Consider the following 23,545-nt stretch of genomic DNA (forward strand, 5'->3'; position numbering starts at 1 on the left):
TGCCGGCCATGGTACGCACGCTCGATAGCACCGAGAGAATCGGCGTCGTCGGCGCGGGAACGATGGGAAGCGGCATCGCGCAGGTCGCGGCCCAGGCCGGCTACGACGTGGTGATGCGAGACGTCGAGACGGAGTTCGTCGAGAGCGGCTTCGAGACCATCGAGGACAGCCTCGATCGGTTCGTCTCCAAGGAGAAACTGAGCGAGGCCGACGCCGACGCCGCGCTCGACCGGATCGAGGGCACCACCGACCTCGCGGATCTGGCCGACTGCGACGTGGTGGTCGAGGCCGCGGTCGAGGACATGGAGATCAAGCAGGACATCTTCGCGGACCTCGACGAGGCGGTCCCCGAGGACGTGGTGCTTGCGACCAACACCTCCACGCTCTCGATCACGACAATCGCGTCGGTCACCGACCGCGAGGCCCAGATCGTCGGCCTCCACTTCATGAACCCGGTGCCGGTGATGAAAGGCGTCGAGGTCGTGGTCGGCGAGAAGACCGACGAGGCGGTCGCGGAGTTCGCCCACGCGCTCGCCGAGGACCTCGGTAAGGAGACGTGGGAGTCCGACGACAAACCCGGCTTCGTCACCAACCGCATCCTGATGCCGTGGATCAACGAGGGCATCCGAGCCTACGACGAGGGGGTCGCCTCGAAGGCGGACATCGACAAGGGGATGAAACTCGGCACGAACGTCCCGATGGGACCGCTCGAACTCGCAGACCACATCGGCCTCGACATCTGTCTGGACGCCTCCGAGACGCTCCACGAGGAACTCGGGGACCGCTACAAGCCGGCCTACCTACTCAAGCGCAAGGTCGACGCCGGCGATCTGGGGAAGAAGACGGGGACGGGCTTCTACGAGTACTGAGCGGAGTCCGGACTTTCAGGACGGCGAGTACGGCTCCTCGGCGATCTCGCTCCGGATCTCGTCGAGGCGCTCGCGCTCGATGTCCCCGGAAGTGAACGCCTGAATCAGCGCCATCACTTCGCCTCGCGAGACCTTCACGCCGCCCTCTCGGACGACGTCCTCGGGGCGTTCGAGCAGTTCGCGGCTGGTGCCGACCGCGAGCAGGTACGGGATCGCCCACGCTTCGAGGGTGTTGCCCTGGGACTCGGGCAGGACTTCGAGGTAGCGCTGGGCGTCGTCCATGTATCCTCTGGCGTGGTGGGTGACCCGCTGGATGACGCCCGCGACGGCCGTCTCGTTCTCGGGTTCGGTCACGTTCGACGGGCTGACGTCGTGCTCGCGGAGCCACGAGGCCGGCAGATAGACGTTGTTCTCCTCGCGGAAGTCGTCGGAGACGTCCTTTGCGACGTTGACGAGCTGGAGCAAGAGCGCGAACCCGCGGGCGTTCGCGCGGAGGATCTCGGCGCGCCGGTCGTCGACGTCCTGGGCGAGGAGGTTCGTGATGAGTTCGCCGACCGTTCCGGCGGCGTACCAGCAGTACTCTTCGAGTTCGTCGATGGTGCGGATGCGGAGCCCGCCGTCGTCGGCGTAGCGCTCGACGAACTCGGCCATCCCGGTGACGAGTTCGCTCACGGGCGGATAGATCGCCGACTGGGCGTCCTCGCCCAGCGACTCGAACGTGGCGACGACCCGGGGCGAGCGCTCGACGACTGCCCAGTCCTCGCCGGCGTCGTCGGGAATGTACGGATCGACTGCCTCGCGGAACTCCTCGACGGTCGCCGGGTCCTCGGGGTCGAGCGCGCTGTCGTACAGTTCGAGCAGTTCGGCCTGCTCTTCGGGCGGGATGTGTCCGGCGTCCTCGACCGTGTCGGCGACTCGACAGAGGAGGTAACCGACGCAGATGTACGAGGACATCGGCTCTTCGAGCACGTCGATAGTGATGGCGAACGTTCGGGAGACGCCCTGAACCGCCTCGAAGCACCATTCGAGGTCGGCGTCACCAGAGCGCCCGCGGGGCGGCTCCGTATCCATTGACTGCTCGCTCCTTGGGGCTGAACACAGAAAAGCTTGAGCAAACGCGACAGCCCTGCGGCTTCCGGGCCGAACGCTTACTTCGACCACCGGTGTCAGGCCACGGTGTGTTCCCGACGCCCAGAGACGCGGCGAGGGTGCTGGTCGGCGGCCCGCTCCGGATCCAGCCGCGGTCAACGTCGCGATGCTGGTCGCACAGGCCGCACTCGCGCTCCGGAACGGCAAGCCAAAGCGGGCGTTCGTCCTGCTCGGGATGGCCAGCGTGGCGCCGCGCCATCCGGCGCTGACGTGGCTGTTCCAGGGTGCGCTGGCGGCCGACGACGTCCGCCGGAAGCTGTCCTGACGCGCGGGCTCGCGCTTCCGAATGGAAAACTACAGGGCGGCGCCGCCCTAAGCGTGGGCTATGGACTTCAGCCTCTCGACCGAGCAAAAGCAGATCCGGGACATGGTCGCGGAGTTCGCCGACGAGGAGATTAAGCCCCGCGCCGAGGAGATCGACGAGACCGACGAGTTCCCGCGCGATCTGGTCGACGAGATGGCCGACCTCGGGCTGATGGGGATGCCGTTCCCCGAGGAGTACGGCGGCGCCGGGTTGGACTACCACTCGTACGCCATCGGGCTCGAAGAGATCTCCCGCGGGTCGGGCGGGCTGGGCACCGTCGTCGCGGCCCACACCAGCCTCGCCGGCAACATGCTCTACGCGTTCGGCGACGAGGACCAGAAGCAGACGTATCTGACGCCGCTCAACCGCGGCGAGGACGTCGGCGCGTTCGCGCTCTCGGAGCCCGGCGCGGGGTCGGACGTGCCCGCGATGGAGACCACCGCCGACAGAGACGGCGACGAGTACGTCCTGAACGGGAACAAGCTCTGGATCTCGAACGGCTCGGTGGCCGACACCGTGGTCGTGTTCGCCAAGACCGACCCCGAGGCCGGAAACAGGGGCATCTCGTCGTTCGTCGTCCGACCCGGAGACGACGACGGCTTCCACGTCGAGGGAACCGAGGACAAGCTCGGGGACAAGGGCTGTCCGACCGCCGAGCTCCGGTTCGACGAGCTTCGGCTCCCGGCCGACCGCCGGCTCGGCGAGGAGGGCCGCGGGTTCGTCCACGCGCTCAAGACGCTCAACGGCGGGCGGATCACCATCGCGGCCCGCTCGATCGGGCTCGCGCGCGCCGCGCTCGAAGACTCCCTGGAGTACGCTCAGGACCGCGAGCAGTTCGACCAACCGATCTCGGAGTTCCAGACCATCCAGCACAAGCTCGCGGACATGGACACCAAGGTGCAGGCCGCAAAGATGCTGATGCACCGCGCCGCCGACAAGAAGATCCGCGGCGAGGACTTCGTCAAGGACGCCGCGCAGGCGAAGCTCTACGCCTCCGAGATCTCCCGGGAGGTCGCAAACGAGGGGATCCAGATCCACGGCGGCTACGGCTACACCAAGGACTTCGAAGTCGAGCGCTACTACCGGGACGCCAAGCTCAACGAGATCTACGAGGGCACCAGCGAGGTCCTGCGGAACACGATCGCGAACGAACTGCTGGAGTGACGGCCGGCCACATCGCGGCCTGGCGGACATGAAAAGGGCGAACGCAGGTCGCCGGTGTCGACCTGCGTGAGGGCTTTCCGGAACGCGATCGCGAACGAACTGCTGGAGTGACGGCCGGCCGAGTTACCCGTCGAGGCGCTCGCCCAACCACTCGTAGTGGTCTTCCACCGCGCGCTCGCCGGCTTCGGTCAGCGCGTAGGCGTCGTGGATGCCGTCGGTCCGTTTCTCGACGAACCCCCCGTCGATCAGCGAGTCCATCGCGCCGTAGAACGATTTGGACTCGATGCGCTCGTCGTAGTGGGCTTCGAGTGCGGTCTTGAGCCGCTGGCCGTGGAGCTGGTCGGCCTCGTACAGTAGAGCACAGAGGTCCCGGCGGCGCCCGCTCTGGAGCCACTTGGTCATGGTCGACTCCTCGGACCGAGCGACCACGACGGTTTCGCTTCGCGGTCAAAACCGGTAGCTTCGACTGTGGGGGCTCCTAACGTTCGGCCATGACCGACACCGAAGCGACCGCCGCGGGCGTCACCGCCGAGTACTACGAGACCGACGACGAGCGCGTGCTGGCGTTCTCCGGCGAGCGCGCGAGCGCCACAATCGCCCAGAACGTCGAGGGCTACGCCATGCTCAAGGTCCGGCCCAGCCCGGACGGCGACGAGCTCGAACGCTACTACGGCTTCGATATGGCGCTGGACCACGCCGCCGAGCTCCTCGGGGTCCCGCCCCACGACCTCCCGGTTCCGGACGCGGCCGCCGACATGGGGATGTAGGACACAACATCTATCCGCGGGGCGGCCCCACACTGGAGCATGACAGAGTACACGACCGTCTCGATCCCGAAGGATCTGGCCGACCGCGTCGACGAGACGATCGAGGGCACCAGCTTCTCGAGCACCAGCGATCTCGTCCGATTTCTGCTCCGGTCGATCGTCATCCAGCACCAGAAACAGGGCAAGCTCACCGAGGCCCAGTTCGAGGAAATCACGGGACAGCTCCGGGATCTTGGGTATCTGGAGTAGTCAGGCCAGCGACTCGGTCGGGGGCTCGACGTCGACGATTTCCAGCGGCTGGCGCCGGCCCGACCGATCGAACGCCGCCAGCGACGACTCGTCCCACGGCGGCACCGCGACCAGCACCGTCTCGTGGAGGTCGTCGGTCTTCGACACGCCGAGATGGCCGTTTCGGTGGGTCAGAAATCGCCCCTGCGTCTGGCCCGCCGGGATCGAGAGATCGACCCCGAACACGGCGGTGAGCGACCCGCCGGCCTCGGGCGGGTAGAAGTGCGTGAACACCGCCGCCTCGGCCGGCACGTCGGTCGCGCCGTCGAGATCGTCGCCGGGCGTGACCGCCAGCGCCACCGTCAGCTCGTCGGGTTCGGTCTCCTCGGCGAGTTCGAGCAACGCCGTCACCAGACCCCGCGTCGCGTACACCACGCCCGCAGTTAGGTCTTCTCGGGTATAGTTTCGTCGTCCGACGAGAAAGCGGACGCGTCGGCGCTCGGACCATGATAAATGATTTCACGCACCATGTCGTTACTATGACTTATGTCAGACATTGAAATGTTGAGAAAAGTATAGAATATTTTATATTACAATAGCTATTACGTGTAGGTGATGGCAGAAAAAGACCTGACCGCGTACCTCGCAGAGAATCCCCGAATGATGGGCGTCCTGTTCACGACGATGCTGCTGCTCAGCCAGGCCGGGAGTGCGATGGCCGCGTTCGCACCGGGTTCCGCTGGGCCGTAAAATTAGAGTTGTTCTAAGTCCACGTCGTTACTCCACGAAAATTTGCCGTCGATTTTGGCGGGGAGATTCTCCATGAAGAATATTTGCTGAAGCTCCTCTGCAGACATCCTAAACGTATCTAAGGTTCCCGAAGCAAGATACGACTGGCAGTTGTCTTCGATTTGAGGCGTGACGAACGAGCCCATTCCGATACTATTCGATGGGTAGCTCCGTGGCGTTAGTTCGAACCCGTCGCCATTCGTCTCTATCTCGAAGAGCAATGCAACCTTACTCTTCGTTTGAGAGACTTCCACGTTCCCGTCGCCGACGACGATGTAGCTGTCGCCGACGAGGCTCCGTCCCTTCGCGATCGAGAGCGCCGCCCGGAGCGGGAAGCCGCGATTTAGCAGTCGGATCATCGTCTTGCCGACTCGGACCGCGCCGCTGTTGATCACGTCGTCGAGGGTGACGACGCCGCCGACGCTCCCGGCCTCGACGAGCGCCATCCCCTGCTCGTAGGACTGGCACGCGTTCAACACGAACGCCTCGACGCCGACCGACTCGAGCGTGGTGGCGTCGAGGTGGCCGTCGGCACACTCGAAGCCCTCCTCGTCGATGTGGCCGATGTAGTGGAGGAACGCGGCGTCGTCGGCGAGGACCCCGCGGAGTTCGCGCGCGGTCAGGTCCCGCCGGACCGTCACGTCGAACGGAAGCTCCTCGCGGGAGCCGTACACCTCGGCCGCGAGGTCGCGCTCCTCGCCCATCGCGGTGTCGTTGCAGACCACCACGATGTCGATGTCGCCGTCGGGTTCGTCGTGGTCGAGGCGGTTCCGGAACGCGGTCGGGGTCGCCTTGCTCGCGTCGATCGGCGCGCTGTCGCCGAGCCACGCCTGTTCGATCGAGTCGGTCGGCTCGGGTTCGACGACCGGAAGTTTACCCGACGAGTCGGCCGTGCTTCGGGTGAAATCGCCGTCGCGGGCGAACTCGCCGACCGGGAGGGACGACGACTGGGCGGTCACTTCCCGGGTTCGCGGCGTCCGGACGACCGCGAGGTCGTCGGCGAGGAACGGAAGCGCCGCGACGTGTTCCGGGGTGGGTTCGACGTGGGCGGTCAGCTTCCACGTCGGCACGAACTCCTCGACGACCTCGTAGGGAACCGAGAGGTGGGCTTGGAGTCGCTCGGCGAGCGACCGGTCGTAGAGGTCCGCGAAGTCGAGGTCGACCAGCGGCTCGACGCCCTGTCGCTCGTGGAGGTCGACCGGGTAGTAGCCCTCGGTCCGGGTCACGCAGTCGAGGAGGAACGTCTGCTTGAGCACGCGCTTGACCTCGCCCTCGAACCCCCGCCGGCCGTCGAGGCTGTGCTCGAAGCCCTCGTCGGTGACGATTCTGGGGGCGTTGGCGGCGACCAGGTCCGCGCCGAGATACAGCGCGAGCGGCGCGGCGACGTACGCGTACCGGCGCTCGGGCGGAAGCTCGATCCGGACGCCGGTGTCGGGCACGTCGAGGTCGTCGGGCACCCGGAGGTCGTCGCCGCGCTCGACGAGCGGCGGGTGGCCTCGAAGCGTGGGGAAGCTCCGCTCGGGCGAGGTGGTTTTGAGCGCGGTCCCGAGCGTCGAGACGGCCGCGAGCACGTCTTCGGGGTCGTCGGTGGTCGTCACGGTCCCCGGCGGGCGCTCGTGGTGCGAGCGCGCGCCGATGCGGACCTCGGTCCCGGGCGCGAACTCGAACCGGATGCGCTCGGGCGTCGCGAGCACCTCTACGGGGCCCTCGACGCCGAGGTAGAGCTTCATCGGTGCGCACAGCTCGATGCCGTACTCGCCGTCTGGGAGCCGGGCGCTGGTGTCGTTCGACACTTCCAGCCGCATCGCGCCGTCGGCGTCTCGGACGAACGCGCCGACGAACGTCGGGAGGACGACGGTGTCGGTCGTGACCGACACCGCGGCGTCGACGGGGAACCCGAGCGAGTCGGGATCGATCGGGTCGGGGTCGACCCCGCCGGACGTCGAGAGGGTGTACGTTCGGCGCTCGACGTGGTCGCGGATCACCACGCCGTCTCGGTCCGACGGCGAGTCGAACGAGGGGGTCACGCTCGACCACCCGCTGGGGCCCCGACGGTCGAGGCTCGGACGAGACACATATATTGCCCCAAACACGCAGAGGGAATAAAAAATTATCGGCTACCGTCCGAAGCCGGGTGGAAACGTTCGGTCAGCCTCGGAGCAACATCCGGAGGCTCTGGGCGTAGAGCTTCGGCATGCGCCGCCGGGAGCCGTCGAGCGCGTCCGCGAGCGCACGGTCGCCGCCCGAGAGCACACCCGACCCGTGCCCGACGAGCACTCGCTCGGGCCGGAGCCCGCGAAGGGCCGACGGCGGGATCGCTCGCAGCATCGGGTGGACGCCGAGTCGCTCGCGACCGGTGGTGAAGTACGGCGCGTTGCCGACCGCCTCGGGAACCACGAGGGTCCCCCCGGTCTCGTCGTAGAGGGCGGCCTCCTCCCAGCCGAACCGGTCGAACACCTCGAACAGCCGGTAGTCGGTCCCGGGAACTCGTCCGTCGAGTCGCCGGAGTTCGGCGTCCATCGCGGGCACCGTGTCGAACCACGACGGCACGTAGACCGGGACGTCGTGGCGACGCGCGATCTCGTCGGCGTCGCGGTAGTGGCGGTTCAGCAAGACGACGACCCCCGCGACGTCGCCCAGCTCCGCGAACAGGTCGTCGATCTCCGGGGCGTCGACCGGGTCGATGAGCCACACCGCCGACTCCTCGTCGTCGTCCCCGCCGGTCGCGAGCGCGTGGCTCGCCCGGCGCATCGTCTCGTCGGGGTAGGCGATCCAGCCCACGCCGTCGTCCCACCGATCGATCTCCTCGTAGTCGGTCGCCGGTCCGCTCCGTTTGAGTGCCATACCCGTCTTTGGGACCCGACTCACAAAACAGTCCGGTCGTTTAAGCGCGCGCCGTGCGTACTGTCACCGATGCTCTCGGCACTCAGTTGGCTGGCGCTCGAAGCGAAGTACCTCGACCGCGCCCGCGAGTTCTACGAGACTCATCTCGACCTCGCGGCCGTCGACGACCGCGACGGCGCGGTTGCGTTCGACGTCGGGGACGCGACTCTCGTCCTTCGAGAGCCCGGCGACGTGCCCCGCGGCGGGGTCCACACCCACTACGCGCTCGCGACCCCGCCGGACCGCTACGACGCGTGGTACGACCGCCTCGCGGCGTCGTTCGATCTCACCGAGTTCGACTTCGGCGGAACCCGATCGCTGTACTTCTACGACCCCGACGGCAACTGCGTCGAGATCGGGAGCTGTGGCCGGGGTGGCGCCCCCATCTCGGACGTGTTCGAGATTGCGCTCGAAGTCGAAGATCTCTCGCGGGCCGAGTCGTTCTACCGCGCGCTCGGCTTCGAGGTGACCGACCGGGGCGACGAACGCCGGCGGGTCCGACTCGGCGGCCCGGTCGCGCTCGAACTCTGGGAGCCCCAACTCGGCATCGCGGACGCTCGCGGGGGCGTCCACGTCGACGTCGGCTTCGCGGCCGACGACCCGGAGGCGGTCGTCGATGCCGTCGCCGACCGGGCCTGCGAGATCGAGACGGGCGACGAGTGGGCCCGCGTGCGCGATCCGGACGGCCACTTCCTCACCGTTCAGTAGCCGTCGGCGCGAAACGCCCGGAGCGTGTCGCGTTTCGTCTCGGTGGTCGTGACCTCCTCGAAGCCCCGCTCGCCGAACACTCGCTCCCAGTCGCGGTAGTACAGCGGGAACTCGTCGTGGACGTAGTTCACGTCCTCGACGGCCGCGCCGTCGACCGCCGCGACTTCGGTGTCGTCGGCCCCGCCGGACTCGGCGTCGGTCGAGGCGCGCCCGTCGTCGGTCGGGTCGTCGGCGCGCTCGCTTTCGACGGTGACGAGCAGTCCGTCGGTGATCCGGGCGATCTCGTCGAACACCCACTCGTCGTCGGGGTGGATGTGCTGGAGGGTCTCGACCGAGTAGACCGCGTCGAACTGCCCCGTCTCGAACTCGGGCACCACCGCCTCGATCGCGTCGGCGTAGAAGGTCCCCTCCTCGGCGAGTCGGGGGTAGGCGTCGGCCATCACGTCGAACGCCTCGTCGTTGATCTCGACGCCGTGGAGGTTCTCGTAGCCGTGTTCGAGGAGGTGAGCGAGGTGGCGGCCCGAGCTACACCCCAGTTCGAGGACGGCGGCGTCGGGGTCGAGGGCGGCGTCGAGTCGGGCGCGGATGAGTTCGCTCGTCTCGTTCGGCCCGTAGTAGGCGTAGTACTCGGGTGAGTACGCGCCCGACCGCTCTGCCCACTGGCGGCGAACCTCGTCAGAATCCATCCTCGACGAGTCGGCGCCGGAGCGTAAAACGTCGTCGGTCGGCCGACTCGGCCCGATGCGAGGAGTTATGACCGCGAGGGCCCGAACGTGGAACCGTCCCGATGAAGCAGTACCCGTCGATTCCCGGCGTCGAGGACGCGCCCGACCGACTGTTCGACCGGGGCCACCTCTGGCTCCAGGAGCTGATCGACGGCGCTCACCTCCGATTTCGGCTCCGGGAGTCGGGCGAGATCGCATTCGGCAGTCGCGACCGCACATACGATTCGGACGCGATCCCGTTGGCGGTCCGCCACGCCGTCCGGCACGTCCGCGAGCGACTCGACCGGGAGTCGCTCCGCGGGGCGCTCGAAAGCGCCGGCGACGCCGTCTTCTTCGGGGTGGCGACGACGTACCGCGCCGTGGCCTACGACTGGGAGCGCACCCCGCCGTTCCTCGGCGTCGACGTGTGGTCGGCGGCCGACGACCGGTTCCTCTCGCCGGACGCCGTCGAGCGGATCTACGACCGGCTCGGACTCGCGGCGGTGAACGCGTTCGAAAAGGAGCTTAGGGCCGCCGACTTCGACCCCTCGACCTACGAGATCCCGGACTCGGACTGGTACGACGGGCCCGCCGCCGGCGTCGTCGTCCGGAACAAGACCGGCGACCGCGCCGCGCTCGTCGACCCCGACGTTCGGGAACTGACGGAGCCGACGCCCGTCGAGGCGCCGGTCGCGGAGCTGGTCCGCCGGCACGCGACCGACGCCCGGTTCGAGCGGCTCGCCCGGGAGCTGGCCGACCGCGGGATCGCGATCACTTTCGACGCGATGTACGAGCGGACGATCGAGACGATCGCGCGCGAGACCCGGCTGTTCGACGGGGACGCCGGGGTCGATCCGAGCGCGTTCCGGTCGGAGACCGCCCCGCTACTCAAGCGGTTCCTGTCCGAGCGGTGATCGGGCTCGTCCGACGGCTCACAGCCGGTCGGAGTCGATGGTCACGTCTCCGGGGGTCACGAGCAGGAACTCCCGGAAGTGGACGAGGTTCCCGCCCCGGCCTTTGACCTTCTCGGCGAGGTCGGCCGCCAGCTCCGAGAGCTCGCCCTCGACGGCCAGCACGACCACGTCGCCGCGCTCGACGGCCCGGAACCACTCGTCGTCGTCGGTCGTCCCGTCGAGGACGCCCAGTACGATCCGGCGGTCGCCCTCGGCGTCGGCGTCGTCGCGCTCCAGTTCCTGCTCGACCGCGTTCAGGTCGAGGTCGAAACCACTGGTCATATCCGCCGACTCTCACCCCCTCGGGAAAAACCCTTCTCCACCCGTCCGGCCAACCGCGTTCGCCGTCAGCCGTGCGAGACGCCGTCGCGGGACTCGGCCTTGAGCCGACGGAGCGCGGCCCGCGCGTTCGAGGCGTCGTAGCCGAACAGCACCGTCTCGGCGTACGCGTCGGCGACCTCCGCGGCGTGGATCAGGTTGTCGACGTCGACGTCGACCGCGTAGAGCTCGACGCTGAAGGGGGCGTCGAGCGCGTCTTCGAACCCGCTGGCGATTGTTTCGAGCCAGTAGGTGGTGGTGTAGGCCATGTCGTACAGCGGAACCACGAACTCGTCGACGTACTCGGCGAGCGCATCGAGGTCGAGGCCCGCCCGCTCGTAGAGGTGGCCCGGGTACGGGTCGGGATAGAGCGTGAGGTACGTCCGGCCGGGGATCCGGTCGGCGGCCTCGGCGACGAACTCGGTGATAACGTCGGCGCGCCACGCGAAGCGATCGTCGAAGTCGCTGGCCTCGAACTGGGCGGTACAGCGCTCGCAGTGACAGTACTCGGCGCGCGGGAACCCGACGTCGTCGAGCCGCACGTCGGGGTTCTGGGCGGCGGCGTCCGAGACGATCTCCAAGATTCCCTCGCGGTAGTCCGCGCGGGTCGGACAGACGTACGCCCAGTCGAAGTAGGGGCGCTCGCGGGTCGCGCGCTCGCCGTCCGCCGACACCGGCGCGAGCTCGGGGTCGGCCTCGACCGCGGCGTTGTCGCCGAAACACGAGATCATGTTCGTCCCGCCCGCCACGGGCTCGGCGGCCCGGCCGGTCACGTCCTTGACCTCGTAGAAGGCCGCGTCGAACTCCGACCACTCGAGCTCGTCCTCGTTGCGCGTCACGACGCCGAACATACCTCCGATTGCGCCCGAGACGGGGTAAGTGGTTCGCTCTCTGGCGAGTCACCCTCGATCGCAGCCGTCGGGCAGGCTCGCGTTCGCCGCCTCGGAACGTTCGATCGAGCCGACCGACCAGTCGGTCGCCTCGCCCCGGATGACGAGCGCCTCCTCGACGGTCCCGTTCTGGACCGTGATCGCCGGCAGGTCTCGGTCGTCGTCGGTCGTCCGACGGCTCGCCTCGGAGCGCTGGCCGAGCGTCGCGTCCCCACAGAGGACGGCGGCGTCCACGACGATGCGGTCGATGACGACGCCCGATACCGTCTGATTTTGCGTCCAGTGGCGTTCGATGACCCGGTTCTGGACGTTCGGGTCGAAGAGGTCGCCGCCGGGCACGTCGAGCACCGACCGGTTGCGCACGACGAGCGTCCGGGCGGTCACGTTCGTGAGCCGGCCGCGGTCGATGACGAACCGCCCCACCGAGGCGTTCGTGAGCGTGACGTTCTGGGTCGCCCCGTCGACGGTCGTCGCGTTGCGGACGACCACCTCGTCGATCGACGCGTTTCGCACCGTCGAGTTCCGGATCAGCCACGTCTCGACGGTGAGGTTCTGGAGCGACACCTTGTACTGGGCGGCGCGGTCGGTTCCGTCGGGAGCGCTCGCGTTCGCGGGATCGTCGGGCGTGTCGTCGTTCGGGACCGGACCCGCGCCCACCGCGACCCCCGCCCCGGCGATCGCGACGAGTACCGCCAGCGCGACCGCAGTCGTGACTCTCGTCTTCATTCGACGTTCCTACTCGGAGACGACGGATAAACGAAAGCGACCGTTCCGACCGTTTTCGCGGGTAACCCCGCGTTGAGCCGCGAATAATTGGGACTTATTCGACCGCGATGTGGGACGCCAGATCGTCGCGGACGATGGTCTCGCAGTACTCGCACCGAACCCCGTCTGCGAGCACGTCGAAGGCGGTCTCGACAGGCTCGTCGGCGTTCGTGATGCAGTTGCGGTTCGGACACGACAGGACTCCGACGACCCGGTCGGGCGATTCGAGTTGCTGTTTCTCGACCACCTCGTACTCGCGGACGATGTTGATCGTCGCCTCGGGCGCGATGAGCGACAGCACGTCCACCTCGTCCTGACTGAGCTCGCGGCCCTCGACTTTGACGATGTCTTTGCTCGCCATCCGGTCGCTCGGGACGTTCATCCCGACGCTGACCGTCTCGCCCGACGCCCCGCGGATGCCAAGGATCGCGAGGACGTTCAGCGCCTGTCCGGCGCGGATGTGGTCGATGACTGTACCGTCTCTGATCTTGCTGACGCGGAGTTCGTGGTCGCTCATCGGTCTGCCTCCAGCAGTTGGTCGAGCAGTGCCATCCTGACCGGCACGCCGTTGTGGGCCTGCTCGAAGTAGGTCGCGTAGTCGGTCCCGTCCACCTCGGGCGCGATCTCGTCGACGCGCGGCAGCGGGTGCATCACCGTGAGGTCGTCGCGGGCCGACTCCAGCGTTTCGAGGTCGATGCCGTACTCGCCCGCCACCGCGCGGTACTCGTTTTCGTCGGGGAACCGCTCGCGCTGGATCCGGGTGACGTACAGCACGTCGAGGCTCGACAGCACCGCGTCGAGGTCGGTGTGCTCCCGGACGTTCGCCCCCGAGTCGTGGAGGTCGTACCGGACGCTTCGGGGCAGTTTGAGGCTCTCGGGGCTGACGAAGTGCTGGTCGGCGTCGAAGTTGGTGAGCGCGTACGCGAGCGAGTGGACGGTCCGACCGTACTTCAGATCGCCCATGATCCCGATCGTCAGGTCGTCGAGCCCCGCGTTCTCCCGGATGGTGTAGAGGTCGAGCAGGGTCTGGGTCGGATGGTGGCCCGCGCCGTCGCCGGCGTTGAGCAGCGGGACGTCGACGAACTCGCTGACCATCTTCGCGGCGCCCTCGCTGGGGTGGCGCAACACCAGCGCGTCGGCGTACCCTTCGACGACGCGGGCGGTGTCGGCGAGGCTCTCGCCTTTCGTGACCGACGACGACTCGACGGTGCCCATGTCGACGGCGTCGCCGCCGAGGCGCTTGATCGCCGTCTCGAAGCTCATCTTGGTGCGAGTGCTCGGCTCGTAGAAACACAGCCCCAGCACCGCGTCGCGGTGGCGGTCCCCGAACGCCGCCGGGTCGGCGTCGATCTCGGCCGCGCGGTCGAGTACCGACTCGATGTCGGCCCGTGAGAGCTGTTTCGCGGATGTGAGGTGGTCGTGCCGCATCGGTAGTGGAATGCGCGGCGGCGTTCTTGAATCTCCCGGAGTGGTCTCGTGGCCGACGCGGGCCGATCTCGCGCCCGCCCGGTCGGCGAGAATCGCGCCGACGGCGTCGGGATTCAGCGGATCTCGACGTTGCGAAACTCGAATCTGGCGCCGCCCGTCCGCTCCTCGGTCGCCGTGACCGTCCACCCGTGGGCCTCCGCGATCCGTTTGACGATGCTGAGACCGAACCCCGTTCCGTCGGCCGACGACGACTCGCCGGGTTCGAAGATCACGCTCCGCCTGTCGGCCGGAATCCCCCGACCGTCGTCCTCGACGTAGATCGTTCGGGGTCCGTCGCGACCGACCCGGACGGTCACGTCCTCGCCGGCGTGTTCGGCGGCGTTGTGAAACAGGTTCTCGAAGACGTGACGCAGTCGATCCGGGTCGCCCCGGACCGTGAGGTCGTCTTCTATTTCGAGGCTCCCGTCCTCGAAGTCCACCACGCCCCAACAACACCCGAGCAGGTCGGTCAGCGAGACGGGCTCGGTGTCGCCGACCGCGGCGCCCTCTCTGGCGAGGACCAGCGTGTCCTCGATGATCGACTCGATCCGGTCGAGCGACCTCGCGAGCGGTTCGAGGTGGTCGCTCTCGAACTCCGCCCGGAGTAGCGCCGCCCGGCCTTGGGCCACGTTGAGCGGGTTCCGGACGTCGTGAGAGACCACGCTCGCGAACTCGTCGAGCCGGTCGTTCTTTCGGCGGAGTTCGCGCTCGCGCTCGACCCGATCGGTGACGTTCCGGGCGATCCCGACGATCCGAACGATCTCGCCCTCGACGACGACCGGCGCGAGGTTGGTCTGCCAGAACCGCGCGTCCTCGGCGATCGACAGCTCCTCTTGGTAGGAGATCGGCTTGCGCCGGTCGACGCAGTTCTGATAGTTCGCCTCGAGCTCCGCGCCCCGTTCCTCGCCGAACACTTCCCGGGGCGTTTTCCCTTTCACCTCTTCGGTGGTCAGTCCCGTCTGGGTCTCGTATCCGGAACTGAGTTGCACGAACCGGAACTCGGTGTCCCCGTCGACCGATTCGACGTCGAGGAGGAAGATGGCGTCGCCGGAGGTGTCGAGCAGCGCGCGATACTCCTCGGCGAGCTTCCGTTGGTTGCGCTCGCGCTCTTTGCGCTCGGTGATGTCGCGGCTGTTCACGAGGATGCCCTCGATGGCGTCGTGGTCGAGCCGGTTTCGCATCGTCGACTCGAGCCAACACCACGAGCCGTCGGCCCGCTCGAATCGGACTTCGACGGTCCGGGCCTCGTCGGGGTCGGCCCGAAGCGATTCGGTCTTCTCTGTGATCGCCTCGCGGTCGTCTCGATGGAGGTACTCGATCGCGTTTTCACCGACAAGCTCGTCGGGCTCGTAACCCAGCACGCGCTCTACCGTAGCGCTCACGAACGTCACCGTCCCGTCCCGATCGAGGACCGCGGCCACGTCGTTCGAGTTCTCGATGAGTTCGCGGTACAGTTCGAGGTCGCGGCCGCCAACCCCCTCGTCGATCGTCCGCTCGTCGCTCATTGACTCGGTGTTTCGCTCATGTCCATATAAGTTTATTATATCGACAAAAGTATGTTGGGTTTTCAACACTTAGGCTTCCCCGTTCGATCGGCTCGTCAAGCGTGGGACGCTCGACCGTCGTCGCACCGATCACCGGCCGCTTACTCCCGGCCCCGGAGTTCGTCGAGCACGCCCAGCGTCGCCTCGGAGTACGACTCCTCGACCACCACGTCGGCCGCGCGCTTGGCTTTCGCGTCGGCGTTCGCGACCGCGTAGGAGTCGCCCGCGACGCCGAACGTCGAGACGTCGTTCTCCGAGTCGCCGATCGCGACGAACTCCGCGGGGTCGCGATCGAGCAGTCGCGCGACCGACTTGAGCCCGCGGCCCTTCTCGATCCCCGCGGACTTGACGTGGTACGCGAAGCCGGTGTCGACCACTTCGAGGCCGTGCTCGGCCGCGAGTTCTTCGAGGGGGCCCAGCGGCTGGTCGCGCGCGACCGCGATCTCGGTCTCGCGCCACCGGTTCGTGAGGTCGGCCGGCCCCCACCCGAGGTCGTGGCCCGCCTCGACGTACGCCTCGGCGACCCGGCGCGGGGCCTCGCCGTCGCCGTTCAGCGTCACCTCCCCGCGGGCGAGCACGACCCCGCCGTTCTCGGCGATGACGTTCTGTTCGAGGTACATGAAGTGACAGAGCGCGACGGGGTAGGGGAACGCCTTCCCGGTCGCGAGGACGACCGGAGCGTCCCACTCGGGGAGGACGTCGAAAAAGCGCGGATCGACCGAGTCGTCGGGGCGGGTCATCGTGCCGTCGATGTCGAGGACGAGCGGGCGCGCCATGTCCCATCGAAGGCGAGTTGTCCACTAAAAACGGTCGTTCGGTCCGGGTTCAGCCGAGCGCCGGGACCCAGACGCTCTGGGGGAAGACCCCGAGGGCCGCCAGCACCGAGACGAGCAGGGTCGCGATCACGATGGCGGCGGCCGGCGGGTCGAAGTGGGTGTCGGCGTGGGCGTAGAAGACTCGCTGGACGACTTCGCCGGCGAGCGCGCTCACCACCCCGAACGCCGCCCCGACCGCGAGCGCCGACAGGAGCGGAATCGCGCTCGCGACCGCCGACGGCGGCGCCTGCGAGACCGCCATTCCGGCGGGCGCGAGCGCCAGCGCCGCCGTGCTCGCCGACAGGCTGATGTGGTGGGTGACCGGGGTCTGCTCGACGCCGAGATTCAGAAACAGCAGGCTCGCGGCGCTGATCCCGAACGCCAGAAACGGGCTCCCGGTCGAATACGCGACGTACGCCGCGAGGACGCCGACCACCAGCCCGAGGGTCGCGACCTCGACCCACCGGTACTGGTGGGGGAGCCACGGCTCGACGACGAACCGGCCGGCGGGGGCCTCGGCGCCGGGGGCCGCGTCCGTGCCGCCGTCGGCCGCCGGGGCGTCACCGGCCACGCGCCGGTCGCCGTCCTCGAACGGCGCCATGTCGAGGAGCCCGCCCCTGACGTCGCCGACGAGGTCGTACCCGAACGCGAGCCGGTGGGCGACCGCCGACAGCACCACGCCCATCGCGATGGGGTCGTACGGGAGTCCGAGCGTCGACGAGCCGACGGTCAGCCAGTGGCCGAGCACGCCGAACGCGCCCCCGACCGCCAGCACGTCCGGGCGGCTCCCGTGTGCGATGGCGATGTTCTTGGCGTCGTGGTAGTCGAACGGCGCGTCGACGTACCCCCGCTCGGCGGCGTAGGCGGCCGCGGCCGCCCCGCCCGCGAAGCTGACCGCCGGCGAGAACGCGGGGCCGAACGCGACCGACCCGGTGAGACCGATCGCTCCGAGTTCGCCCGCCGCGGCGGGGTCGACGGCGCTCGCGACCGCCTTTCCGGCGAGGTTGGCCGTCTCGCCGGCGATTACGAGAAAGCCGGTGAACACGAACGCGGGGAGCGCCCCGAGGGCGGCGCCGAACGCGCCGCCCGCGAACGCCGCGAGCAGTATCTCGACCGTCCACAGCTCCGCCCACGCCATTCAGACGTCACCGCCGTCGCGAGCCCAGTCGCGCGAGCGCTCGACCGCCTCGCCCCACCGTTCGTACTTCGCGTCTGCCTCCTCGGCGTCGAGGCGGGGGGCGAACGACCGGTCGACCCGCCAGTTGGCCCGGAGCGCGTCGAGGTCCGACCAGTAGCCGACCGCGAGCCCCGCGGCGTACGCCGACCCGAGCGCGGTGGTTTCGTCGACCTCCGGCCGGACGATGTCGGTGCCGATGATGTCGGCCTGAAGCTGACAGAGGAAGTTGTTCTTGACCGCCCCGCCGTCGACTTTGAGGTCGGCGATCTCGATCCCGCTGTCCTCGATCATCGCCTCGGCCACGTCCCGAGTCTGGTAAGCGATGGCTTCGAGGGTCGCCCGAATGACGTGTTCGCGGCGGGTCCCGCGGGTCATCCCCACGATGGTGCCCCGGGCGCGCTGGTCCCAGTGGGGCGCTCCGAGCCCGGTGAACGCCGGGACGACGTAGACGCCGTCGGTCGAGTCGACGCTCCGGGCCAGCGTCTCGGTCTGGGAGGGGTTGTCGATGATCTCCATGTCTTCGAGCCACTCGATCGCCGCCCCGGTGACGAAGATCGACCCTTCGAGGGCGTACTGGACGGGCGCGCCCGACCGCTGGAACCCCACCGTCGTGAGCAGGCCCCGGTCGCTGTCGACGGCCTCCTCGCCGGTGTTCATCAGGAAGAAGCTCCCCGTCCCGTAGGTGTTTTTGGCGTCGCCGGCGTCGAAGCAGGTCTGGCCGAACAGGGCGGCCTGCTGGTCGCCGAGCGCGCCCGCCACCGGGACTTCCGCCCCGAGAAAGCCCTCGGGGTCGGTCGTACCGTAGTAGTCCTCGTCGCTCGACGGGCGGACCTCCGGCAGGCAGGCCCGGGGAACGTCGAACTCCGCGAGGAGTTTGTCGTCCCACGCCATCTCGTGGATGTCGAAAAGCATCGTCCGGGAGGCGTTCGTCACGTCGGTGACGTGCGCGCCGGTGAGGTTGTAGACGAGCCACGAGTCCATCGTCCCGAACAGGATCTCGCCGTCGCCCGCCCGCTCGCGTAGGTCGGCCGGCCGGGCGCGCTGGGTCTTGATCGGGTCGGCGTTCTCCAGTAGCCACTCGGCTTTGGTCGCCGAGAAGTACGCGTCGGCTTCGAGCCCCGTCTTCGCCCGGATCTCCTCGACTTTCCCCTCGGCTTCGAGTCGCTCCACGCGGTCGGTCGTGCGCCGGTCCTGCCAGACGATGGCGTTGTGGACCGGCTTGCCGGTGTCCCGGTCCCACAACAGCGTCGTCTCGCGCTGGTTGGTCACGCCGATGGCCGCGAGCCGGTCGGCCTCGATGGCGGCGTCGGCGAGCGCCGCCTCGACGACGGCCTCGGTGTTCGCCCAGATTTCGAGCGGGTCGTGTTCGACCCACCCGGGCTCGGGGTAGATCTGCTCGTGGGTCTCGTAGGCCTCGCCGACGACGGTGCCGTCGTGGTCGAACACCATGAACCGGGTGCCGGTGGTTCCCTGGTCGATGGCGCCGACGTATGTGTTGGATGACATTCTGGTCCCGTGGACGGTCGTCGGAGTCGAGCTCGCCGCCTCGATACGTCGCTCGGACGACCGCGTCTGTGTAGGGCACGGACCTCGATAGCATAAGTGTTGACGACGATCGGGATCCGTCGTCGGCCGACCGCCGGAGGGGTGCAACGAGCGATGGGCTCAAGTGGCTTCCAACCAACCTCTGACCGAATGACCGATACCGAGGTGGTCGTCGTCGGCGGGGGGTCGACGGGGTGTGGGGTCGCCCGCGACCTCGCCATGCGCGGGCTCGACGTGACCCTCGTCGAGAAAGGCAACCTCACCCACGGAACGACCGGCCGGATGCACGGACTGCTCCACAGCGGCGGGCGGTACGCCGTCTCCGACCAGTCGAGCGCCCGGGAGTGCATCGCGGAGAACCGTGTGCTCCGGGAGATCGCGGGCCACTGCGTCGAGATGACCGGCGGCCAGTTCGTCCAGCTCGAGGGCGACCCCGACGAGTACTTCGAGGAGAAGCTCGCGGGCTGTCGGGAGTGTGGAATCCCCGCCGAGGTGCTGACCGGCCAGCAAGCCCGCGCCGAGGAGCCGTACCTCACCGACGACGTCAAGCGGTCGATCCGGGTGCCCGACGGCGCGGTCGACCCCTTCCGGCTCTGCGTGGCGAACGCCGCCAGCGCCGAGCGCCACGGCGCCCGAATCGAGACCCACGCCGAGGTCGTCGACGTGCTCGCGGACGGCGACGACGTGTTCGGCGTCCAAGTGCGCCACGACTCGGGGCCGGGCAAGCGCGAGCACGCCAGAACCGGCGAGCGCGAGCGGATCACCGCCGAGTACGTCGTCAACGCGACCGGCGCGTGGGCCGGACAGATCGGCGAGCTCGCGGGCGTCGACGTCGCGGTCCGGCCCTCGAAGGGCGCGATGGTGGTGATGAACTGCCGGCAGGTCGACACCGTGGTCAACCGGTGTCGACCCAAAGGCGACGCCGACATCGTGGTGCCCCACGAGACGACCGCGATCCTCGGCACGACCGACGTGGAGGTCGAAGACCCCGAGGACTACTCCGAGGAGCGGTGGGAGGTCGACCTGATGATCGACGAGCTGAGCGCGCTCGTCCCGATCCTCCGGGAGGCCCGGACGGTGCGGTCGTTCTGGGGCGTCCGGCCCCTCTACGAGCCGCCCGGGACCGGGACCCGGGACCCGACCGACATCACTCGCGACTACTTCCTACTCGACCACGCCGAGCGCGACGACCTCTCGGGGTTCGCGTCGATCGTCGGCGGGAAGTTCACGACCTACCGGCTGATGGCCGAGGAGATAGCCGACCACGTCTGTGCCGAGCTCGGGGTGTCGGCCTCGTGTCGGACCGCCGACGAGCCCCTGCCCGGCAGCGAGGACTTCACCGTCCTCAGAGAGTACATGGACGAGTTCGGCCTGCGCTCGCCGGTCGGCCGCCGGAGCGTCCAGCGGCTCGGCTCGCGGGCCGACGAGGTGCTCTCGACCGACGGCCCCAATCCCGTACTCTGTGACTGCGAGGCGGTCACGCGAGCGGAGGTCCGGGACGCCATCGACCAGTCGGGCACCGACCTCAACGCGGTCCGCATCCGGACTCGGGCCTCGATGGGCAACTGTCAGGGCGGGTTGTGCTGTCACCGGATGGCGGCCGAACTCCACCCCGAGTACGGCGAGCCACAGGCCCGGGCGGCCCTCGACGAGCTCTTCGAGGAGCGCTGGAAAGGCGAGCGCCACGCCCTGTGGGGCGAACAGCTCTCGCAGGCCGCGCTCACCTACGCGCTCCACGCGACGACGATGAACCGCGACCGCGACCCCGCCGACGGCGCGTCGGTCGAGTACGCGGCCTTCGACGCGGGGGGCGCCGATGGCGATTGAAGACGACGTGGCGGTCGTCGGCGGCGGCATCGCCGGGATGACTGCGGCGCTCGCGGCCGCACGCGAGGGCGCGACCGTCCGGGTCATCTCCCACAAGGACTCGACGCTCCGGAGCGCGAGCGGGCTCGTGGACGTGCTCGGGTACCCACCGCGGTCCGGCGGGTCCTCGGGGGACAGTGACGCGAGCGAGTCCCCGGCCGGCGACGCCGGACCGCTCGCCGATCCCTTCGAGGCGATTCCGGACCTCCCCGAGGACCACCCGTACACCGCGGTCGGCCTCGAGGGCGTCCGGGCGGCGCTCTCGCTGTTCGACGAGGCCGTCGACGGCTACCGCGGGGGCCACACCGACCGCAACGCCCTCGTCCCGACCCACGGCGGTACGGTCAAGCCGACCGCCAGATACCCGGCGAGCGTCGCGCCCGGACTCGCCAGCGACCCCCGCGAGACGCTGTTGGTTGGCTTCGAGACGGTCACGGACTTCGACGCCCCGCTCGCCGCCGACCACCTCCGGGCGGCCGGCGTCCCGTTCGAGGTTCGGGGCGTCACCGTCCGGTTCCCCGGGGCGTTCCGCGCCGACGCCCGAGTCACCCGGCTCGCGGACGCCCTCGACGCCGACGAGCGACTCGAGGCCGGCGACGATCCGTCGGGGGTCTCGACCTCGCTCCCGGCCCGCGGCGCGCTCGCCGCGGTCGTGAAACCCCGACTCGGCGACGCCGAGCGCGTCGGGTTCCCGGCGGTGCTCGGCCGCCACGAGACGCCCTCGATCCGGGCCGACCTCGAAGCCGAACTCGGCGCGGCGGTCTTCGAGGTGCCGACGGGGCCGCCGAGCCTGCCCGGGATGCGCCTCGAAGGCGCGCTCCGGGGGGCCTGCCGGGACGCGGGGGTCCGGTTCACGACCGGCGACCCGGTGGCGGGCTACGAGACGGGCGCCGACGGCGAGATCGCGGCGCTCCGGGTCGAGCGAAACGGCGCGGCGATCCCGTTTCACGCCGAGAGCGTCGTGCTGGCGACCGGCGGTCTGGTGGGGAAAGGCGTCGACTCGGACCGCGAGTCGGTCCGCGAGCCGGTGTTCGACTGCCACGTCCCCCACCCGGCCGACCGCTACGAGTGGTTCGACGACGACGCGTTCGGCGACCACGCGTTCGCCCGGTTCGGGGTGGCGACCGACGGCGACCTCCGCCCGCTCGACGCGCGGGGCGACCCCGAACACGCGAATCTCCGGGCCGCGGGCGGCGTGCTCGGAGGCTACGACTTCGCGGCCGAGAAGTCCGGCGCGGGCGTCTCGCTGGCGACCGGTCGAGCGGCCGGACGCGCGGCGGCCCGACAGGTGAGTGATTCATGAGCGACGCAGAGAACCCAGACGGCGCGAGCGAGTTCCGCGAGGACGAACCGACCGACTCCGCCGAGGAGTTCGAACCCATCGAGGTGTTCCCCGAGAGCGAGTCGATGGACCTGCGGCCGGGCAGCGACGACTGTTACAAGTGCTCGACGTGCGACACGTCGTGTCCGGTCGCCGCGGTCGACGACGAGTTCCCCGGCCCGAAGTTTCAGGGGCCCGAACAGTGGCGGCTCAAGCGGAAAGACGACCGCGACATCGACGAGTCGGTGATGAGCTGTTCGAACTGCATGCGGTGTGACTCGGCGTGTCCCTCCGACGTGCCCCTCTCGCAGATGCACAACACCGCGCGGGGATCGTTCGTCGACGAGCAGATGGACAAGCTCTCCCGGGAGTACGTCCGGAATCGCATCCTGTCGAACTATCGGACGCTGGCGGCGCTCGGAAGCAAGGTCCCGAGGCTCACCAACTTCGTGATGGGGCTGGGCGTGACGAAGCTGTTCAACGAGAAGGTCCTGGGCATCACCAGCGAGCGAGAGTTCCCCGAGTTCGCCACCGAGACGTTCCGGGAGTGGTGGGAGAAACGAGGCGGCCCGAACGTCGAACGCGACGACAAGCGCGTGGCGTACTTCCACGGCTGTTACTCGAACTACAACACCCCGGAGGTCGGCAAGGCGATGGTCCGGGTGTTCGAGGCGTTCGGCTACGAGGTGCTGGTCCCGCCCCAGAAGTGCTCGGGCACCCCGATGTTCGCGAACGGGATGCTCGACGACGCCGAGCGCGCCGCCGAGACCAACGTCGCCGAACTCGCGGCCGCGATCGAGGGGGGCGCGGACGTGATCGCCTCCTGTACGTCGTGTTCGCTGTCGCTCCGCCAGGAGTACCCCGAACTGTTCGACTTCGAGGGGACCGCGAGCGTCGCCGCCAACACTTACGAGGCGCTCGAATACCTCCGCGTCCACGAGGACCTCGAGGGGGCGCTCGCCGACGCCGAGGTCGACGACGCGGCCTTCGCCTACCACGCGCCCTGCCACGCCCGCAATCAGGGCCTCGACGGGCAGGCGGTCGAGTTGCTCGACGCCCTCGAGGGCGCGAACGCCGAGGACGTCGGGGACTCCTGCTCGGGCATCTCGGGCACCTACGGCTGGAAAGAGGAGAAGTACGACGTCTCGATGGAGATCGGCGCCGAGATGTTCGACCACATGGAGGCGGCCGACGCCGAGACGGGCCTGACCGAGTGTCCGACCTGCGCGATGCAGATGGAACACGGGACGGGCTACGAGATCCGCCACCCGCTCCAGGTGATCGAGGAGGCGGTGGTCGGTGCCGACGCGGCGTAGTCG

General features: G+C 68.8%; 26 protein-coding genes. 11 read left to right on the top strand and 15 right to left on the bottom strand.

Features of this window, described 5'->3' with window-relative positions:
- Positions 1-8 precede the first annotated feature (8 nt).
- A complete protein-coding gene (locus EPY72_RS02790; protein ID WP_134670631.1) occupies positions 9-869 on the top strand; it encodes a 3-hydroxyacyl-CoA dehydrogenase family protein in 861 nt (286 codons plus the stop codon).
- Positions 870-884: 15 nt separating this feature from the next.
- On the opposite strand, the gene EPY72_RS02795 is transcribed toward EPY72_RS02790, so the two are convergent.
- Positions 885-1,940, bottom strand: a complete 1,056-nt coding sequence (locus EPY72_RS02795; protein WP_134670630.1) for a phytoene/squalene synthase family protein — start codon at positions 1,938-1,940, stop codon at positions 885-887.
- A gap of 184 nt (positions 1,941-2,124) precedes the next feature.
- On the opposite strand from EPY72_RS02795, the gene EPY72_RS19190 reads away from it, so the two are divergent.
- The gene (locus EPY72_RS19190) at positions 2,125-2,283 is read left to right on the top strand and encodes a hypothetical protein (RefSeq protein WP_168215991.1); all 159 of its coding nucleotides are present in this window, start codon (positions 2,125-2,127) and stop codon (positions 2,281-2,283) included.
- 60 nt (positions 2,284-2,343) lie between these two features.
- Positions 2,344-3,486 (top strand): acyl-CoA dehydrogenase, encoded by a 1,143-nt coding sequence (locus EPY72_RS02800; protein WP_134670628.1) that lies wholly within the window; start codon positions 2,344-2,346, stop codon positions 3,484-3,486.
- Between the two features lie 123 nt (positions 3,487-3,609).
- Here the strand turns inward: EPY72_RS02800 and EPY72_RS02805 are convergent, their stop codons facing one another.
- Positions 3,610-3,888, bottom strand: coding sequence for a helix-turn-helix transcriptional regulator (locus tag EPY72_RS02805; protein WP_134670627.1), 279 nt, complete (start codon positions 3,886-3,888; stop codon positions 3,610-3,612).
- 89 nt (positions 3,889-3,977) lie between these two features.
- Here EPY72_RS02805 and EPY72_RS02810 point away from each other — a divergent pair, with 89 nt between their 5' ends.
- Positions 3,978-4,253 carry a DUF7111 family protein gene (locus EPY72_RS02810; protein ID WP_134670626.1) on the top strand — a complete coding sequence of 92 codons (276 nt, stop codon included), beginning with the start codon at positions 3,978-3,980 and terminating at the stop codon, positions 4,251-4,253.
- 39 nt (positions 4,254-4,292) lie between these two features.
- Positions 4,293-4,502, top strand: a complete 210-nt coding sequence (locus EPY72_RS02815) for a ribbon-helix-helix domain-containing protein (protein WP_134670625.1) — start codon at positions 4,293-4,295, stop codon at positions 4,500-4,502.
- On the opposite strand, the gene EPY72_RS02820 is transcribed toward EPY72_RS02815, so the two are convergent.
- Entirely contained in the window at positions 4,503-4,916 is a 414-nt protein-coding gene (locus EPY72_RS02820) for a JAB/MPN domain protein-containing protein (protein WP_135805494.1), read from the bottom strand. It abuts the gene before it with no gap.
- Positions 4,917-5,096: 180 nt separating this feature from the next.
- Between EPY72_RS02820 and EPY72_RS19930 the strand changes: the two genes are divergently transcribed.
- The gene (locus tag EPY72_RS19930) at positions 5,097-5,231 is read left to right on the top strand and encodes a DUF7503 family protein (RefSeq protein WP_280177948.1); all 135 of its coding nucleotides are present in this window, start codon (positions 5,097-5,099) and stop codon (positions 5,229-5,231) included.
- A 2-nt stretch (positions 5,232-5,233) separates the two neighbouring features.
- Here EPY72_RS19930 and EPY72_RS02825 read toward each other — a convergent pair whose 3' ends face one another.
- Together EPY72_RS02825 and EPY72_RS02830 are read right to left on the bottom strand one after the other, a co-directional pair.
- Entirely contained in the window at positions 5,234-7,297 is a 2,064-nt protein-coding gene (locus tag EPY72_RS02825) for a caspase family protein (protein ID WP_135805495.1), read from the bottom strand.
- A gap of 121 nt (positions 7,298-7,418) precedes the next feature.
- Positions 7,419-8,114 (bottom strand): MBL fold metallo-hydrolase, encoded by a 696-nt coding sequence (locus EPY72_RS02830; RefSeq protein ID WP_135805496.1) that lies wholly within the window; start codon positions 8,112-8,114, stop codon positions 7,419-7,421.
- A gap of 69 nt (positions 8,115-8,183) precedes the next feature.
- Here EPY72_RS02830 and EPY72_RS02835 point away from each other — a divergent pair, with 69 nt between their 5' ends.
- On the top strand, positions 8,184-8,861 hold the full coding sequence (locus tag EPY72_RS02835; protein ID WP_135805497.1) for a VOC family protein: 678 nt from the start codon (positions 8,184-8,186) through the stop codon (positions 8,859-8,861).
- Here the strand turns inward: EPY72_RS02835 and EPY72_RS02840 are convergent.
- Positions 8,855-9,547, bottom strand: coding sequence for a class I SAM-dependent methyltransferase (locus EPY72_RS02840; protein ID WP_134670621.1), 693 nt, complete (start codon positions 9,545-9,547; stop codon positions 8,855-8,857). The two genes, EPY72_RS02835 and EPY72_RS02840, sit on opposite strands and share 7 nt — an antisense overlap.
- A gap of 101 nt (positions 9,548-9,648) precedes the next feature.
- On the opposite strand from EPY72_RS02840, the gene EPY72_RS02845 reads away from it, so the two are divergent.
- On the top strand, positions 9,649-10,479 hold the full coding sequence (locus tag EPY72_RS02845) for an RNA ligase family protein (RefSeq protein WP_135805498.1): 831 nt from the start codon (positions 9,649-9,651) through the stop codon (positions 10,477-10,479).
- A gap of 18 nt (positions 10,480-10,497) precedes the next feature.
- Here EPY72_RS02845 and EPY72_RS02850 read toward each other — a convergent pair whose 3' ends face one another.
- From EPY72_RS02850 to glpK, 9 genes are all read right to left on the bottom strand, one after another.
- A complete protein-coding gene (locus EPY72_RS02850) occupies positions 10,498-10,800 on the bottom strand; it encodes a DUF5779 family protein (protein ID WP_134670619.1) in 303 nt (100 codons plus the stop codon).
- A gap of 65 nt (positions 10,801-10,865) precedes the next feature.
- On the bottom strand, positions 10,866-11,687 hold the full coding sequence (locus EPY72_RS02855) for a hypothetical protein (protein WP_134670618.1): 822 nt from the start codon (positions 11,685-11,687) through the stop codon (positions 10,866-10,868).
- A gap of 48 nt (positions 11,688-11,735) precedes the next feature.
- Positions 11,736-12,452 (bottom strand): hypothetical protein, encoded by a 717-nt coding sequence (locus EPY72_RS02860; protein WP_135805499.1) that lies wholly within the window; start codon positions 12,450-12,452, stop codon positions 11,736-11,738.
- Between the two features lie 94 nt (positions 12,453-12,546).
- The gene (pyrI, locus tag EPY72_RS02865; protein WP_134670616.1) at positions 12,547-13,008 is read right to left on the bottom strand and encodes an aspartate carbamoyltransferase regulatory subunit; all 462 of its coding nucleotides are present in this window, start codon (positions 13,006-13,008) and stop codon (positions 12,547-12,549) included.
- Entirely contained in the window at positions 13,005-13,919 is a 915-nt protein-coding gene (pyrB, locus tag EPY72_RS02870) for an aspartate carbamoyltransferase (RefSeq protein WP_134670615.1), read from the bottom strand. The genes pyrI and pyrB overlap by 4 nt, the downstream gene beginning before the upstream one ends.
- Positions 13,920-14,032: 113 nt before the next feature.
- On the bottom strand, positions 14,033-15,463 hold the full coding sequence (locus tag EPY72_RS02875) for a sensor histidine kinase (RefSeq protein ID WP_135805500.1): 1,431 nt from the start codon (positions 15,461-15,463) through the stop codon (positions 14,033-14,035).
- A gap of 140 nt (positions 15,464-15,603) precedes the next feature.
- Positions 15,604-16,278, bottom strand: coding sequence for an HAD hydrolase family protein (locus tag EPY72_RS02880; protein ID WP_134670613.1), 675 nt, complete (start codon positions 16,276-16,278; stop codon positions 15,604-15,606).
- Positions 16,279-16,327: 49 nt separating this feature from the next.
- Positions 16,328-17,455 (bottom strand): DUF7973 family transport facilitator, encoded by a 1,128-nt coding sequence (locus tag EPY72_RS02885; RefSeq protein WP_135805501.1) that lies wholly within the window; start codon positions 17,453-17,455, stop codon positions 16,328-16,330.
- On the bottom strand, positions 17,456-19,000 hold the full coding sequence (glpK, locus tag EPY72_RS02890; RefSeq protein WP_134670611.1) for a glycerol kinase GlpK: 1,545 nt from the start codon (positions 18,998-19,000) through the stop codon (positions 17,456-17,458). It lies immediately after the preceding gene.
- A gap of 189 nt (positions 19,001-19,189) precedes the next feature.
- On the opposite strand from glpK, the gene glpA reads away from it, so the two are divergent.
- Genes glpA through EPY72_RS02905 form a run of 3 tightly spaced genes read left to right on the top strand, consistent with a single transcriptional unit; the run spans position 19,190 to position 23,542 of the window.
- Positions 19,190-20,866, top strand: a complete 1,677-nt coding sequence (gene glpA / locus EPY72_RS02895) for an anaerobic glycerol-3-phosphate dehydrogenase subunit GlpA (protein WP_135805502.1) — start codon at positions 19,190-19,192, stop codon at positions 20,864-20,866.
- Positions 20,856-22,208 carry a glycerol-3-phosphate dehydrogenase subunit GlpB gene (gene glpB / locus EPY72_RS02900; RefSeq protein ID WP_135805503.1) on the top strand — a complete coding sequence of 451 codons (1,353 nt, stop codon included), beginning with the start codon at positions 20,856-20,858 and terminating at the stop codon, positions 22,206-22,208. Before glpA ends, glpB begins: the two co-directional genes overlap by 11 nt.
- On the top strand, positions 22,205-23,542 hold the full coding sequence (locus tag EPY72_RS02905) for an anaerobic glycerol-3-phosphate dehydrogenase subunit C (protein ID WP_135805504.1): 1,338 nt from the start codon (positions 22,205-22,207) through the stop codon (positions 23,540-23,542). Before glpB ends, EPY72_RS02905 begins: the two co-directional genes overlap by 4 nt.
- The last annotated feature ends 3 nt before the right edge of the window (positions 23,543-23,545 follow it).

This window comes from Halorussus marinus, assembly GCF_004765795.1.
Classification (GTDB): Archaea; Halobacteriota; Halobacteria; order Halobacteriales; family Haladaptataceae; genus Halorussus; species Halorussus marinus.